Raw genomic sequence first — 14,662 nt, 5'->3', positions numbered from 1 at the left:
GCGGGACCGGAAGCGGACGCCGCCGGCGGCGCGGTCGCTCAGTCGTCGCCGATCTCGAGGTCGAGCTTTCCGAGGTCCTCCCCCTTCGACTCGCCGGGAAGGATGTCGCCGAGCCCCGCGCCGAACGCGGCCGCGGCCCAGACGACCGCGATCCGTCCGACCCGTTCGAGCGCGGTGGGGTCCCCCTCGTGGAGCCGTCCCCAGAACAGCAGCATGACCGACGCGGTCGTAAGCGAGACGAGGAGGACGCCCGCGTACCGACGGGGGATGACGCCGAAGATCGGGTGGCGGATCGCGATCTGCCGGAAGTCGGCGTAGTAGAGGAGTCCGGCGGTCGCGAGGAAGACGAACCCGAGGTGGCCGATCAGGAGGACCGGGACGCCCGCGACGGTCGTCGCCGCGAACCAGGCCGCGATCTCGAAGACGCCCCCCTCGACGAGCAGCGGGAGCGCGAACAGCACCGCGCCGACGAACGACTCGGCGAGGTCACGGGTGGTGTACTTCGTGATCCGCTCCGCGAGCGCGCCGGTCCCGGGCATCCGCTCGACGAGCGAGATCGTCTGTCGCACCTTCTCGCGCTCGTGGCCCTCGTCGACCGTGTCGCGCAGGGCGTCGAGCTTGGCGAGCAGGTCGTCGACGTCCGGGTCGGCGGGGGGCGGCGCGGCGGCCGGCTCTCCGGACTTGTCCGCCCGGCGCGTCTCCCCGTCGTCGCTGTCGACCATGTGCCCCCGGGACGCGCGAGCGACCTAAAGCTCGCGACGGGCGGGGCCTCCCCGCGGTCGGCGGACCCGCCGACCGGAGGCGACGGCGGCCTACAACCGGGAGAGGAACGCCGAGAGCGTTTCGTTGAAATCGGCCGGCGCTTCGAGCATGGCGAGGTGCGCGCAGTCGGGGAGTTCGGCGTACTCTCCCGCCGGTATCTCGTCCGCGAGGTACTCGTGGTACGCGGGCGGCGTGAGCTCGTCGTGCGCGCCGACGAGCGCGAGCGCTGGGGCCCCGACCGCGTCGAGCCGGTCGCGGACGTCGAACCGGTGGCAAGTAAGGAAGTCGCGTTCAGTGAGCGCTCGCCCGCACGCGCGCATCGACGCCTCGGAGAGCTCGACGTACTCTGGGGGCGCGTCGTGGAAGAGTCGGTCCGGCTCGTGGAGCATCGACACGGCCCGCTTGAACTCGTCGGCGAGCGCCTCGCGGAGGGGCTCGGCCACCGCGAGCTTCGCGCCCGTGCCAGCGAGGACGAGACCCTCGGGCGCAAAGTCGCGCTCCAGGGCGACCCACAGCGCGACCGCGCCCCCGAGGGAGTTACCGCAGAGCACGCTCGCGCCCGTCCGCTCCGCGACGGCGATCACGTCGTCCGCGTACGCGTCGAGGGTCTCGGGGCCGGGCGGCGTCGCGACGTCGTCGCTGTCGCCGTGCCCGGAAAGGTCGACGGCGACGCCGGGAAACCGGTCGGCCAGCCGCGCCTGCGACTTCCAGACGTCCTTCGTGCCGCCGCTGCCGTGGACGAAACAGACCGTCGGTCCGTCGCCGCCGCGGTCGAAGCGGCGGTACGCCGTCGCGCGGCCGTCGTGGGTGACCCGTTCCATGCCTCGGGCGTTCGTCGTCGAGCGGTATAAACGCCGGAGGGAGCGGCCGCGCAGACCGGCCGGTCGGACCGGGCGGTCGGCCGACTCGGCGGCGGTCGATAAGGGGCGGATACCCCCGAACCGCTACACTACCGTTACGAATTGATATTACTCACGTCCTGCGATTTTGAGCGACGGTTTTATATATTCTCGCGACTAACTCGTAGTTAGGATGAATCACATACAGACCCGATCGACCGGCGACGGCGCGCTGCTGCGTCGGTACGAGTACGACGACGGCTGGACCGTCGCCGCCGACCTCGGCGTCGACGACGAGACGGTCACCGTCGACACCGTCGGCGGGACGGCGATCGTCGTCGTGGAGGGACCGGACGGGCCGGTCGAGTCGGAGTTCGAGCTGCCCGGGACGGCCGCTGACGCGACGGTGAACAACGGCGTGCTCACCGTGGAGGGCGAGCGATGAAGCTCACCGTCAAGCCGCTGAAACAGAAGGACGCCGGTCGCCGCCTCGCGGCGATCGACCGCGTCGCGGCCGACGAGCTCGGACTTTCCGGCGGGGATATCGTCCGCGTCGAGAGCGCCGACGGGGCAGCGATCGCCCGCGTCTGGCCCGGCTACCCCGAGGACGACGGGACCGGCGTGATCCGCATCGACGGCCGCCTGCGCCAGGAGGCCGACGTGGGGATCGACGACCGCGTCACCGTCGAGGACGTCGACGTCTCGCGGGCGGACGCGGTGACGATCGCCTTCCCCAGCCAGCTGCGGGTGCGGGGGCAGATCGCCCCGTTCATCCGCGACAAGCTCTCCGGCCAGCCCGTGACCGAGGGGCAGACGATCCGGACCTCGCTCGGCTTCGGGCTGATGGGCGGTCAGTCGCAGGCGGTCCCGATGAAGATCGCCGAGACGAGCCCCGGCGGCACGGTCGTCATCACCGACGAGACGGAGATCAGCATCTCGGAGATCTCCGCCGAGGAGATCGCCGACCGCGGCGACGCCGCGGGCGGGACCGGCGAGGGCCCCGACGTCACCTACGAGGACATCGGCGGACTCGACGACGAGCTCGAGCAGGTCCGCGAGATGATCGAGCTGCCGATGCGCCACCCGGAGCTGTTCAAGCGCCTCGGCATCGACCCGCCGAAGGGCGTCCTGCTCCACGGCCCGCCGGGCACGGGGAAGACGCTGATCGCGAAGGCGGTCGCCAACGAGATCGACGCGAACTTCCACACGATCTCCGGCCCGGAGATCATGTCGAAGTACTACGGCGAGAGCGAAGAGCAGCTCCGCGAAGTGTTCGAGGAGGCGTCCGAGGAGTCGCCGTCGATCATCTTCATGGACGAGCTGGACTCCATCGCGCCCAAGCGCGAGGAGGCCGGCGGCGACGTGGAGCGCCGCGTCGTGGCACAGCTGCTCTCGCTGATGGACGGGCTCGAAGAGCGCGGCGAGGTCGTCGTCATCGGGGCGACGAACCGCGTCGACGCCATCGACCAGGCGCTCCGACGGGGCGGCCGCTTCGACCGCGAGATCGAGGTCGGCGTCCCCGACCGCGGTGGCCGCAAGGAGATCCTCCAGGTCCACACGCGGAACATGCCGCTGACCGACGGGATCGACCTAGACGAGTACGCCGAGAACACGCACGGCTTCGTCGGGGCCGACCTCGAGTCGCTGGCGAAGGAATCCGCGATGCACGCGCTGCGGCGCATCCGGCCGGAGATCGATCTCGAATCTGACGAGATCGACGCCGACGTGCTGAACAGCATCCAGGTGACCGAGTCGGACTTCAAGGAGGCGATCAAGGGGATCGAACCCTCCGCGCTGCGGGAGGTGTTCGTGGAGGTCCCCGACACCACCTGGGAGGACGTCGGCGGCCTCGGCGACACGAAAGAGCGGCTCCGCGAGACGATCCAGTGGCCGCTGGAGTATCCCGAGGTGTTCGAGGAGCTCGACATGCAGGCCGCGAAGGGCGTCCTGATGTACGGCCCGCCGGGCACGGGGAAGACCATGCTCGCGAAGGCCGTCGCCAACGAGAGCGAGTCGAACTTCATCTCGATCAAGGGGCCCGAGCTGCTGAACAAGTACGTGGGCGAGTCCGAGAAGGGCGTCCGCGAGGTGTTCAGCAAGGCCCGCGAGAACGCGCCGACGATCGTGTTCTTCGACGAGATCGACTCGATCGCGACCGAGCGTGGGAAGAACTCCGGCGACTCCGGCGTCGGCGAGCGCGTCGTCTCCCAGCTGCTGACCGAGCTCGACGGGCTCGAATCGCTGGAGGACGTCGTCGTCATCGCGACGACGAACCGCCCCGACCTCATCGACTCGGCGCTGCTCCGCCCCGGCCGCTTGGACCGGCACGTCCACGTGCCCGTCCCCGACGAGACGGCGCGCCGCCGGATCTTCGAGGTCCACACGCGAAACAAGCCGCTGGCGGACGACGTCGACCTCGACGCGCTCGCCCGCAAGACCGATGGGTACGTGGGGGCCGACATCGAGGCGGTCGCCCGCGAGGCGTCGATGAACGCCTCCCGGGAGTTCATCGGCAGCGTCACGCGCGAGGAGGTCGGCGAGTCCGTCGGCAACGTCCGCGTGACCATGGCCCACTTCGAGGACGCGCTGAGCGAGGTGAACCCGAGCGTGACGCCCGAGACGCGCGAGCGCTACCAAGAGATCGAGAAGCAGTTCAAGCGGTCGGAGGTCGACCGCGACGAGGCCGAGCCGGGCGCGGCGTTCCAGTAAGTCGGGCGCGCGACCCGAACCTGCGGCCGGCCCGCGGCGATTTTTTAGACGAGTCCCAGCGTCGACAGCAGGTAGAACGCGGCGACGACGACGATGCCGATTGTGACGAGCCGCCACGCGAGCTTCAACACGAACTTGCCGACGACGATGACGAGCGCGACGGCGACCAGCGCGACCAGCAGCTGCCCGACTTGGCTGCCGAGCAGCGCGGCCTGCGCCGGTGCGACGAGCCCCGCGAGCGCGAGCGACGATGCGGTCATGTCCGGCCTCACGGCGACGCCGGGCATAAGCTTGTGGGACGAGCCCAAATTCTAGTATCGATTCTGATAGGTAACGGGAAACGGGCGCGGCGAGCCCGATCGGAGAGCCGCCAGTGAACGGCCGGCGCGGCGGCGGCGCGTAGTCTCAACGCCGGAACACCGAAGAGCCAACCCCCCCTTCTGTTCCGGTGGGGAACCGCTCACATCAAGCGATTTTTTCCTTCGGAATTCAGTTTCACTCCGGTCTGCCTATGCTTATGTGGCCACAGCCCCTTCCTTGCCGACGTACCGGATTCAGCGTCAGACGCGCCGGGCGGACGTTACATACCGAATCTGACATGTAGATGCCGGACGGGTCCGAACATCCGAACGTACAAGGGCTCGGCTCGCCAGTACACCAACACTACAGATGATCCACACACCACGCCAAGCCAGCGGGGTGGCCGTCGAATGAGCAGCGACGGCGTCTCCGCGGACCGAGTCGAACTACCAATCAAACGCACCACGGGCGACACGATGGAGGAGCGCCTCACGGGCAACGCCTATCACAACATCCTGCCCGCGCGCTACCTCCGGAAGAACGCGGACGGCGAACCGGTCGAAGATCAAGAAGAGCTGTTCGACCGCGTCGCGCGCAACGTCGCGCTCGCAGAGGCCGTCTTCGAGGCCGAGAAGCAGGGCGTCGAGGTCACCGTCACGCCCGACCAGCTGAAGCCCGACCACCCGCGGCGCGACGAGCTCGCCGAGGAAGTGTTCGGCGCGGGCACGACGGCCGACGACGAGACCGAGACGGCGCTCACGGCCCACAACGTCAACAAGTTCGCCTACGAGACGGTCGTCCCCGAGCTGCCCGAGAGCGTGCGCGACCACGTCGAGGCGACCGCCGAGACGTTCCGGAGCGGGATGGAGTCGCTCTCGTTCATGCCGAACTCCCCGACGCTGATGAACGCGGGCGACGAGCTCCAGCAGCTCTCCGCCTGCTTCGTCGACTCGCCGGGCGACGACATCACCGACATCCACCAGACCGCCAAGGAGGCGGCCGAGGTGTTCCAGTCCGGCGGCGGCATGGGGTACGCGTTCTGGAAGCTCCGCCCGTACGGCGACTCCGTCGGGTCCACCGGCGGCATCGCCTCCGGTCCGATCACCTTCATGCGGACGTTCGACCAGATGTGCGAGACGATCGCGCAGGGCGGCGCGCGCCGCGGCGCACAGATGGGCGTCATGCGCATCTCGCACCCGGATGTCATCCAGTTCATCCACGCGAAGAACAAGGACGTCTCCCTCGCGCACTCGCTGCGCCTGAACGACCCCGACGACTTCACGCACAACTCCTTCGCGGACGCGCTGGAGGAGGCCCGCGAACTCATCGACGAGGACGGTAAGGTGCCCGAGCACCTCCGGAACGCGGTCGAGGGGCACCTCTCGAACTTCAACATCAGCGTCGGCGTCACCGACGACTTCATGGAGGCGCTGGCGAACGACGAGGAGTTCACCTTCACCAACCCCCGCACGGAGGAGCCCCACGTCGCCACCCCGGAGACGAAGGAGCTCTACGACATGTTCGGGCTCGGCGAGCACGTCGAGGTCGGCGAGGAGCTCTCCGTCCCGGCGGCCGAGATCTGGGACCACATGATCCAGGGCGCCCACGAAAACGGGGAGCCGGGCGTCGTCTACCTCGAACGGATCAACAAGCAACACTCCTTCGACGTGGAAGAGCACCCGGAGCACCAGATCCTTGCGACGAACCCCTGCGGCGAGCAGCCGCTGGAAGAGTACGAGGCCTGTAACCTCGGCCACATCAACCTCTCGACGCTCGCGGACCTCGACGCGCCCGACTGGCGCGTCTGGTCGGACGAGCACGCCGACGAGTACGACTCCGAGGCGGCCGCGGTCGAGGCGTTCTTGGAGGAGGCGATCGACTTCGAGGAGTTCGAAGACCGGATCGCGTACGGCACCCGCTTCCTCGAGAACGTCGTCACGATGTCCGATTTCCCGGTCGACGAGATCGAGGAGAAGGTCCGCGACATGCGGAAGATCGGGCTCGGGATCATGGGGCTCGCGCAGCTGTACGTCCAGCTCGGCGTCCGCTACGGCTCCGAGTCGGGCAACGAGATCGCCCGGCAGCTGATGACCCATATCAACCACGAGTCGAAGCTCGCCTCGCACGAGCTCGCCGAGGAGCGCGGGACGTTCACCGACTGGGCGGACTCGAAGTACGCGAACCCGACCGAGCACCGCGACTGGTTCGAGCACTTCACCGGGCTTGACGCCGACGAGTGGGCGGACGGCTTCCCGATCCGCAACCACAACACGACGACGATCGCCCCCACGGGCACGACGTCGATGATCGGCAACACGACCGGCGGCTGCGAGCCGATCTACAACGTCGCTTACTACAAGAACGTCTCCGACGACGTCCAAGGCGACGAGATGCTCGTCGAGTTCGACGACTACTTCCTGCGCACGCTAGAGGCCAACGACGTCGACGTCGAGGCCGTCAAGCGCGAGGCGCAGGAGCAGATGGCCGCGAACGAGTTCGACGGCGTCGAGGGGCTCGACACCGTCCCGGACGCCATCGGCGAGCTGTTCGTCGTCACCGGCGACCTCTCGGCGAAGGACCACGCCGGCGTCCAGGTCGCCTGTCAGAAGGGCGTCGACTCCGCCATCTCGAAGACGGTGAACGCGCCCAACGACTCCACGCTGGGCGACGCCAAGGAGGTCTTCGAGTACATCTACGAGAACGGCGGGAAAGGCGTCACCTACTACCGCGACGGCACCCGCTCGAAGCAGGTGCTCACGACGCGGGCGCAGAACACGGAGTTCGCCGACGAAAGCGAGGCCGCGGAGACCATCGTCGAGCAGATCAACGAGGTCTTCGGCGGCGTCGAGGCGTTCTTCGACAACGAGGACGTCCGCACAGCGATCGACGCGGAGGTCTCTGACCTGCTCGAAGCGACCGAGCAGCCCCGGATCGACTACAGCGAGCGCAGCCCGCGCCCCGACTCGCTGTCGGGCGTCACCCAGCGCGTGGAGACAGGCTACGGCAAGCTGTACGTCACCATCAACGAGGACGAGCAGGGGCTGCCGTTCGAGCTGTTCGCGAACATCGGCCACTCCGGCGGCTACACCAACTCCTTCACGGAGGCGCTCGCGAAGGTCATTTCGACGGCGCTGCGCTCCGGCGTCGACCCCGAGGAGATCGTCGACGAGCTCCAGGGCACCCGGAGCCCGAAGGTCGCCTGGGACAAGGGCGAACAGATCCAGTCAATCCCGGACGCCATCGGCACCGCGCTGCGGCGCTACCTCGACGACGACGTCGACAAGGGGATCCCCCAACAGCAGAGCCTCGACGACGTCGAGGAGGCCGCGTCGGGCGCTGGCCGCCCGAGCCAGACCGACGGCGGCGCAGTCGACGCCGGGACGGCGACGGACGCGCCAGCCGGGACTGCGCCGACGGGCGAGGACGACGCCGCCGGCGCCGACGACTCGACGCAGGAACTCATCGCCGCGGGCGAGTCGCCCGAGTGTCCCGAGTGCGGCGGGATGAACCTCTACTACTCCGAGGGTTGTAAGACGTGCGAGTCGTGCGGCTGGTCGGAGTGTTAAGATAACGAGCAGTCGACGACGCAGTTTTTTCGAACGCCGACTCCGCGACACGGACTCACCGGTAGCTGTTCGGCTGGCGTACCGCTGGGCGGGTCGAAGCGCGGAGAAGCGTCGCGGGGGAGCTAGTCGTCTTCGAGCGCCTGCGCGATCCGCTGGAGCTGTCGGGTCGCATCGCGGACCTCGTCGCGGAGCTGGCGCACCTCGCGGACGAGCTCCTCGTTGCCGCCGTCGTCGCCGCGGCCGCCGCGCTCGCCGCCTTGCGCGCCAGGACCGCCGCCCATGCCGGGCGGGCCGCCCGCGCCGCCGGGGCCGCCGCCGCCCATCATGCCGGACATCATCTGCGCGAAGGGGTTGCCGCCGCCGCCACCGCCCATCCCCGGCGGGCCGCCGCCGCCCATCATCTCCTCGGGGTCTGGGCGGTCGCCCTCCTCGCGCTCCTGCTCGCGTCGCTCGCGGATCTCCTCGACGCGCTCGCGGAAGGACTTCTCCTCCCCGTCGTCGCCGTCGGCGGAGTCGCCCTGTTCGCCGGCCTCGCCGTTCTCGGGGTCGGTGGCGTCGTCGTCTGCCATGCGCGAGCGTTCGGCGGCGCGGCCGAAAAGGGTTGCCGTGGCGTCCGCGACGATGTATTTATAAGCCCGCGGTGGACCGCCGCTGACCGTAGGGCGCGGTCGCCAACAGGCCGGCCGACGGGGTCGCGTCGGCGTCAGGTTCGAACCATCCGGTGACAGTTCGGGCACTCCGTCGCCTCGGAGCTCCCGCCAGCCGCGGGCACGCGGTCGCCGCAGTTCGGACACCGCATCCGAGCGCGAGCGTACTCGGTGCGCGAACGAACCGGCGATCGGTCGTCGTCGTTAGACATACTTGTTTGGTATCCACTAGCACACAAGTAGGTTATCGATATATTCCTAAAACATCATTTAGGCGTCGAACGCGGGCCGTCAGCGCTCCGCCATCACTCGTGGCCGGAGACGCGGACCGGCTCGTAGGGTTCTTCGAGCCACTCGACATCCGATGTAGAGAGGTCGATCTCGAGCGCTTCGACCGCGTCCTCGAGGTGTTCGACGCTCGTCGTGCCGACGATCGGCGTGTCGACCCACTCCTTGTGGAACAGCCACGCGAGCGCGATCTGCGCCATCTTCACGCCTTTCTCGGCGGCGAGCTCTTCGACCCGTTCGTTGACCGCTCGGCCGCCCCCCTCGCGGTAGGGGTGCGCGTAGAGGTGCTCTTCCGTCTCGCCGCGGAGCGTGGTGTCGACTTCTTCGTGCGGGCGCGCCAGGTAGCCGCGCGCGAGCGGGCTCCACGGCATCACGCCGATCCCCTCCTTCTCGCAGAGCGGGAGCATCTCGCGCTCCTCCTCGCGGTACGCGAGGTTGTAGTGGTTCTGCATCGTGGCGAACCGCTCGTACCCCTCGCGATCGCTCGCGTGGAGCGACTCCGCGAACTGGTGAGCCCACATCGACGACGCGCCGACGTGGCGCACGTCGCCCCGCCGCACGGCGTCGTCGAGGGCGGCGAGGGTCTCCTCGATCGGCGTGTCGTCGTCCCAGCGGTGGATCTGATAGAGGTCGATCGTGTCCATCCCCAGCCGGTCGAGGGAGTTCGACAGCTCCTGTTCGATCGCCTTCCGAGAGAGCCCTCCGGAGTTCGGGTTCGACTCGTCCATCTGGAAGTACCCCTTCGTGGCCACGACGAACTCGTCGCGGTCGTACCCGTCGAGCGCCTCGCCGAGGACGCGCTCGCTCTCGCCGTTCGAGTACATGTTGGCGGTGTCGAAGAAGTTCACGCCCAGATCGATCGCGCGCTCAACCAGCTCGCGGCCCGCCTCGGGGTCGAGGACCCACTCGCGCCAGTCAGGGTCACCGAAGCTCATACAGCCGAGACAGATCTCCGAGACGGTCGTGCCGGTCGAACCGAGCGTGGTGTACTCCATACCCGCACCAGTTCGAGGCGGGACAAAAAGCTACGCGCGGCGGCGACGCTCGTCGGCGGTCTCCCGGGTCGAACGCCGCAGGGAACGCTAGGGCGCTAGAGGTCCCGGAACGACGCGGTGTACACGAGGAACGCGCCGGTGAGGAGGACGAACGCGAGGAAGGTCACGAGGGCGAGCACGTTCGCGACCGGGGACAGCAGCGCGAGGAAGGACTCTCCGGTCGAGTCGAGCACGAGGACGGCGAGGAGGGCGGCTATCAGCCCGAGCAGCCAGTTCGTGAGAATATTGTCCATGGCTCGCTCGACACGACGAGCCGATAAAAAGCCGCGGATGACGCGGAGGTGCGGGTGGCGCGGAGACATGTGCGACCCGGGACCGCCGCGGGCGGGCGGCGCCGCCGGACCTATGAGAGTCGGGACCGTTGATCATTTCGTGAGCGACCGGACGACCTGCTGGCTGCTCGGCGACCAGCTCAACCCCGACCTCGACGTGCTCGACCGGGCCGACGACGTGCTGCTGATCGAGGCCCACGGGTTCGCCGACCGGAAGCCGTACCACGCCCACAAGCTGACGCTCGTGTTCTCGGCGATGCGGCACTTCCGCGACGACCTCCGCGAGCGCGGCTACGACGTGACGTACGTGCGGGCGGACTCGTTCGGCGAGGGGCTCGACGAGTTCTTCGCCGACCGTCGTCCCGAGGCGGACGGCGGCGACGACGACAGCGGGCCGCACCTCCGGCTGATGCGGCCCGCGGGCCACGGCGCCGGCGAGCGGCTCCGCGAGTTGGTCGCCGAGCGTGGCGGCACCCTCGAACTCATCGACAACGAGCTGTTCTGGACGACGCCGGCGGACTGGCGCGAGTGGGCCGGCGACGGAGAGGCCGCGATCGGCGAGGACGGGGCGGCGGAGCGGACCTTCCGACAGGAGAACTGGTATCGGCACGTCCGCCGGGAGGCCGACGTGCTGATGGACGACGGCGACCCGGTCGGCGGAGAGTGGAACTACGACGACCTGAACCAAGAGACGCCGCCGGACGACTGGACCCCGCCGGGCCGGCCGACGTTCGAACCGGACGAGCTGACCCGCGAGACGCACGCGTGGGTCCGCGAGCGGTTCGACACGTGGGGGAACGACGCGCTCGACGAGTTCGGGTGGGCGGTCACCCGGGAGGAGGCCCGCGAGGCGCTCGACCGGTTCGTCCGGGACGGGTTACCCGCGTTCGGGCGGTACGAGGACGCGATGGTCGGCGGCGAGCCGTTCCTCTCGCACTCGCTGCTCTCGCCGGCGATCAACCTCGGGCTGCTCGACCCCCGCGAGCCCGTGCGGGCGGTCGAGCGCGCCTACGCGGAGCGCGGCGTCGAGCCCGGCGCATACGACCCGGACGACCACGGCGACGGGGGCGGGACGGCAACGTCGCTCGACGAGTTCGGCGGGGACGCGGCGGACGGCGAGGACGGAGCGACCGGGGGCAGAGCGACCGAGAGTGACGAGCCGGCCCCGGTGCCGCTCAACGCCGTCGAGGGGTTCGTCAGGCAGGTGATCGGCTGGCGGGAGTTCATGCGCCACGTGTACCGCGAAGCGATGCCGGAGCTCGCGGACGCGAATCAGCTGGATCAGGAGCGGGAGCTGCCCCCCGCCTACTGGGACGGCGAGACGGACATGCGGTGCCTCTCGGAGGCGGTCGGCCACGTCCGGGAGTTCGGCTACGCGCACCACATCGAGCGGCTGATGGTGCTGTCGAACTTCGCGCTCGTGTACGGCGCCGACCCCGCCGACGTGAACGAGTGGTTCCACCTCGGCTTCGTCGACGCCTACCACTGGGTGACGACGCCGAACGTCGTCGCGATGGGGTCGTTCGGCACCGACGTGCTCTCCTCGAAGCCGTACGCCTCCTCGGGGAACTACGTCAACCGGATGAGCGACCACTGCGCCGACTGCCGGTACGCCGTCTCGCGGACCACGGGCGAGGGCGCCTGCCCGTTCAACGCGCTCTACTGGGACTTCCTGAAGGAGAACGAGGAGACGCTCCGCGGCACGGGGCGGATGGGGCTGATGTACTCGCACGTCGACAACAAGGACGACGAGGAGTGGGCGGCGATCCGGGAGCGCGCGGACCGGGTGCGCGAGCTGGCCGGGGACGGAGAGCTGTGAGGCCTACTCGCCGCTCGCGAGGCGGCGGAGCCGCGGGAGCGCCTGCTCGTACCCGAGGCCGACGAGCCCCACGTACAGCGCGAGCAGCCCCATGCCGACTGCCCACGCGCCGAGAACGAGCTCGCCGCTCGAGACCGCGGAGAGTCCGAACTGTTCGAGGACGACGCCGACCGCGGCGGCCGCGCCGGCACCGACGGTGGCGGCGAGGAGTTCGACGAGTTCGACCGCGACGGCAGGTACTTCGACCATACCCGAGGAGGGACGGCCGGCGATTATGACTCTTTCGGGACCACGGTGAACGGCGCGTCGTCGGCCGAGTCACCGGCAGCGACCCCCCGTGGACGCCTCACTTCAGGCCGAACGACCGCATGACGGTGTCCGCGAGTCCCTTCGCGATCAGCGCCAGCCCCGCGAGGAGCACCATCATCGCGCCGGCGATGACGGGATCGCGGTAGGTGATGATACCGACCGCCGCGACGACGAGGACGAGCCCGACGATGCCTTCGAGGCCGAGTTTGCTTCGCATGTCGTCGAGTCTCCGTCGAGCGTTGTTAAATCGGACTGATCCGCGCGCACGCGACGCGGCGGCGACCCGAGAACGCGTCTGCGTCGCCCCGGCGCAGAGCGGCCCTTTTATTTCCGCGAGCGCGTATCACCGCGTACGCATGAGCAACGGAGACGGTGGCGGTCGGAACGACCTCCGGATGCCAGACGACGACGAGGTGTTCGCGGAGGTCGTCGAGATGCTTGGCGCGAACCGCGTGAAAGTGCGCTGTGCGGACGGGAAACAGCGAACCGCGCGCATCCCCGGCCGGATGCAAAAGCGGGTATGGATCCGCGAAGACGACATCGTCCTCGTCGAGCCGTGGGACTGGCAGGACGAGAAGGCCGACATCTCGTGGCGTTACGAGAAGAGCGAGGCCGAACAGCTCCGCGAGGAAGGCCACCTCCGGCAGGCGGAGTGAGCGTCTCGGCTCTCCGACGGCGCGCCGACCGGCCGCGTTCCACGCGCCGCCCGCGCGGCGCTTAAGTTCGAACGGGCCCCAACGAGCGTATGCTCCGGCTCGCGATGACGACCGACGCGGAGACGTTCGAACGCGTGCGCGGGCCGCTCGCCGACCGCGGCGTCGACGTCGGTCACGTGCGGGCGAAAGAGCGGTCGCTCCGCGTCTCGGGCGGAGGCGCCGAGGGAGACGGTCCCCCGGCGGCCGACGCCGACGAGTTCGACGGGTTCGACGTCGGCCTCGTCTACCCCACCCGGCTGATGGAGGGGGCGGTCGTCGACGAGCGGCTCGGCGTCCCGTGGGTGAACGGCCGCGACGCGGTCGTCACCTCGCGCAACAAGGCCGGCGTGCTGGCGACGCTCGACGACACTGGCCTCCCGACGCCGAAGACGACGCTCGTCTCGAACCCGGTCGACGAGTCGGTCGTCGTCGACGCCGTCGCGGAATTCTCCTACCCCGTCGTCGTGAAGCCGAACTCCGCGACCCGCGGCGTCGGCGTTGCGACCGCGACCGACCTCGACTCGCTGTTAGGCGTGGTCGACTACCTGAACCTGATCCACGACTACCGCGCCACCGGCGACAAGTCGTTCCTGATCCAGGAGTACCTCCCGGACGCGCGCGACTACCGGGCGATGGTCGTCGACGGCGCGTACGCCGGGGCGGTGCGGCGCGAACTCGACGCCGACGCGCTCGCGGCGGGCCGGTGGAAACACAACGTCCACCGCGGCGCGACGGCCCGCGGCGTCGACCTCGACCCCGAGGCGCGGGACCTCGCGGAGCGCGCGGCCGCGGCGCTCGGGATCGACTACCTCGGCGTCGACGTACTCGCGACCGACGACCGCCTCGTCGTCAACGAGACGAACGCGCGGCCGACCGTCGACGCCGCGACGAAGTACGAGGACGACTTCTACGACCGGTTTGCGGCGCTCGTCAGGCGAACCGCAGAGAACGAGTGAGAAGCGAAGCGTGACGCGCCGGCTCAGACCAAGTCGATCGACGCGCTGTCGTCGTCGCGGTCGAACGAGACCTCCAAGACGCCGTTGTTGAACGTCGCGTCCGCGGAGTGCTCGTCGACGGGGGCAGGGAGCTCGACCGTCTCGTCGTACTCGCGCCGGTCGGAGACGGCCGAGATGGTGAGCGCGTCGCCGTCGCAGCGGAGCGAGAGGTCGTCCTTCGAGACGGCGGGGAGGTCGGCGACGAGACGGACCGACTCCTCGGTCGTGTACGCGTCGACGTGGGTGTCGGAGCCGAACCCGGCGTCGTCGGCCGACGCGGCATCGCCGGTGGCCATCTCGTTCATCATCCGCTCGATCTCCTCGAAGAAGTCTCCGAACGGATCGTCGCGGTCGTCTCTGTCCATACCCCACGTGAGGTCGGTGACCCCGATAAGCCTTCTGTCGG

The 14,662-nt window shown here is 69.2% G+C and carries 16 protein-coding genes; 6 read left to right on the top strand and 10 right to left on the bottom strand.

Going from position 1 to position 14,662, the window contains the following annotated elements:
• Positions 1–38 precede the first annotated feature (38 nt).
• A complete protein-coding gene (locus ABNG04_RS01200; RefSeq protein ID WP_371159325.1) occupies positions 39–722 on the bottom strand; it encodes a DUF2391 family protein in 684 nt (227 codons plus the stop codon).
• A 90-nt stretch (positions 723–812) separates the two neighbouring features.
• Positions 813–1,583 carry an alpha/beta fold hydrolase gene (locus tag ABNG04_RS01195; protein ID WP_371159323.1) on the bottom strand — a complete coding sequence of 257 codons (771 nt, stop codon included), beginning with the start codon at positions 1,581–1,583 and terminating at the stop codon, positions 813–815.
• A gap of 211 nt (positions 1,584–1,794) precedes the next feature.
• Between ABNG04_RS01195 and ABNG04_RS01190 the strand changes: the two genes are divergently transcribed.
• Both ABNG04_RS01190 and ABNG04_RS01185 read left to right on the top strand, forming a co-directional pair.
• The gene (locus ABNG04_RS01190) at positions 1,795–2,046 is read left to right on the top strand and encodes an Hsp20/alpha crystallin family protein (protein ID WP_297889137.1); all 252 of its coding nucleotides are present in this window, start codon (positions 1,795–1,797) and stop codon (positions 2,044–2,046) included.
• Positions 2,043–4,310: a CDC48 family AAA ATPase gene (locus ABNG04_RS01185; RefSeq protein WP_371159321.1), complete on the top strand. Its 2,268-nt coding sequence runs from the start codon at positions 2,043–2,045 to the stop codon at positions 4,308–4,310. Before ABNG04_RS01190 ends, ABNG04_RS01185 begins: the two co-directional genes overlap by 4 nt.
• 44 nt (positions 4,311–4,354) lie before the next feature.
• Here the strand turns inward: ABNG04_RS01185 and ABNG04_RS01180 are convergent, their stop codons facing one another.
• Positions 4,355–4,597: a DUF8029 family protein gene (locus tag ABNG04_RS01180; protein WP_297889132.1), complete on the bottom strand. Its 243-nt coding sequence runs from the start codon at positions 4,595–4,597 to the stop codon at positions 4,355–4,357.
• Positions 4,598–5,020: 423 nt separating this feature from the next.
• Here ABNG04_RS01180 and ABNG04_RS01175 point away from each other — a divergent pair, with 423 nt between their 5' ends.
• Positions 5,021–8,176 carry an adenosylcobalamin-dependent ribonucleoside-diphosphate reductase gene (locus ABNG04_RS01175; RefSeq protein ID WP_371159319.1) on the top strand — a complete coding sequence of 1,052 codons (3,156 nt, stop codon included), beginning with the start codon at positions 5,021–5,023 and terminating at the stop codon, positions 8,174–8,176.
• 122 nt (positions 8,177–8,298) lie between these two features.
• Here the strand turns inward: ABNG04_RS01175 and ABNG04_RS01170 are convergent, their stop codons facing one another.
• The 4 genes from ABNG04_RS01170 to ABNG04_RS01155 form a co-directional block, all read right to left on the bottom strand.
• Positions 8,299–8,745 (bottom strand): hypothetical protein, encoded by a 447-nt coding sequence (locus ABNG04_RS01170; RefSeq protein ID WP_371159317.1) that lies wholly within the window; start codon positions 8,743–8,745, stop codon positions 8,299–8,301.
• A 134-nt stretch (positions 8,746–8,879) separates the two neighbouring features.
• Positions 8,880–9,035 (bottom strand): hypothetical protein, encoded by a 156-nt coding sequence (locus tag ABNG04_RS01165; RefSeq protein ID WP_371159315.1) that lies wholly within the window; start codon positions 9,033–9,035, stop codon positions 8,880–8,882.
• A gap of 93 nt (positions 9,036–9,128) precedes the next feature.
• Positions 9,129–10,106, bottom strand: coding sequence for an aldo/keto reductase (locus ABNG04_RS01160; RefSeq protein ID WP_371159313.1), 978 nt, complete (start codon positions 10,104–10,106; stop codon positions 9,129–9,131).
• 95 nt (positions 10,107–10,201) lie between these two features.
• Positions 10,202–10,399 carry a hypothetical protein gene (locus tag ABNG04_RS01155; protein WP_371159311.1) on the bottom strand — a complete coding sequence of 66 codons (198 nt, stop codon included), beginning with the start codon at positions 10,397–10,399 and terminating at the stop codon, positions 10,202–10,204.
• A 139-nt stretch (positions 10,400–10,538) separates the two neighbouring features.
• Here ABNG04_RS01155 and ABNG04_RS01150 point away from each other — a divergent pair, with 139 nt between their 5' ends.
• Positions 10,539–12,257, top strand: a complete 1,719-nt coding sequence (locus ABNG04_RS01150; RefSeq protein WP_371159309.1) for a cryptochrome/photolyase family protein — start codon at positions 10,539–10,541, stop codon at positions 12,255–12,257.
• Positions 12,258–12,260: 3 nt separating this feature from the next.
• On the opposite strand, the gene ABNG04_RS01145 is transcribed toward ABNG04_RS01150, so the two are convergent.
• Complete coding sequence (locus tag ABNG04_RS01145) at positions 12,261–12,506, bottom strand: DUF8151 family protein (protein WP_371159307.1); 246 nt, start codon at positions 12,504–12,506, stop codon at positions 12,261–12,263.
• Positions 12,507–12,603: 97 nt separating this feature from the next.
• Positions 12,604–12,783, bottom strand: a complete 180-nt coding sequence (locus ABNG04_RS01140) for a DUF7470 family protein (protein ID WP_371159305.1) — start codon at positions 12,781–12,783, stop codon at positions 12,604–12,606.
• Between the two features lie 139 nt (positions 12,784–12,922).
• Between ABNG04_RS01140 and eif1A the strand changes: the two genes are divergently transcribed.
• Both eif1A and ABNG04_RS01130 read left to right on the top strand, forming a co-directional pair.
• Positions 12,923–13,222 carry a translation initiation factor eIF-1A gene (gene eif1A, locus ABNG04_RS01135; RefSeq protein WP_371159303.1) on the top strand — a complete coding sequence of 100 codons (300 nt, stop codon included), beginning with the start codon at positions 12,923–12,925 and terminating at the stop codon, positions 13,220–13,222.
• 89 nt (positions 13,223–13,311) lie between these two features.
• The gene (locus ABNG04_RS01130; RefSeq protein ID WP_371159301.1) at positions 13,312–14,217 is read left to right on the top strand and encodes an ATP-grasp domain-containing protein; all 906 of its coding nucleotides are present in this window, start codon (positions 13,312–13,314) and stop codon (positions 14,215–14,217) included.
• Positions 14,218–14,240: 23 nt separating this feature from the next.
• Here the strand turns inward: ABNG04_RS01130 and ABNG04_RS01125 are convergent, their stop codons facing one another.
• Entirely contained in the window at positions 14,241–14,621 is a 381-nt protein-coding gene (locus tag ABNG04_RS01125; RefSeq protein ID WP_297887238.1) for an Hsp20/alpha crystallin family protein, read from the bottom strand.
• Between the last annotated feature and the right edge of the window lie 41 nt (positions 14,622–14,662).

It is taken from the genome of Halorubrum miltondacostae, from assembly GCF_041379815.1.
GTDB classification, from domain to species: domain Archaea; phylum Halobacteriota; class Halobacteria; order Halobacteriales; family Haloferacaceae; genus Halorubrum; species Halorubrum miltondacostae.
This window is presented reverse-complemented; position numbering and strand designations above follow the sequence as displayed.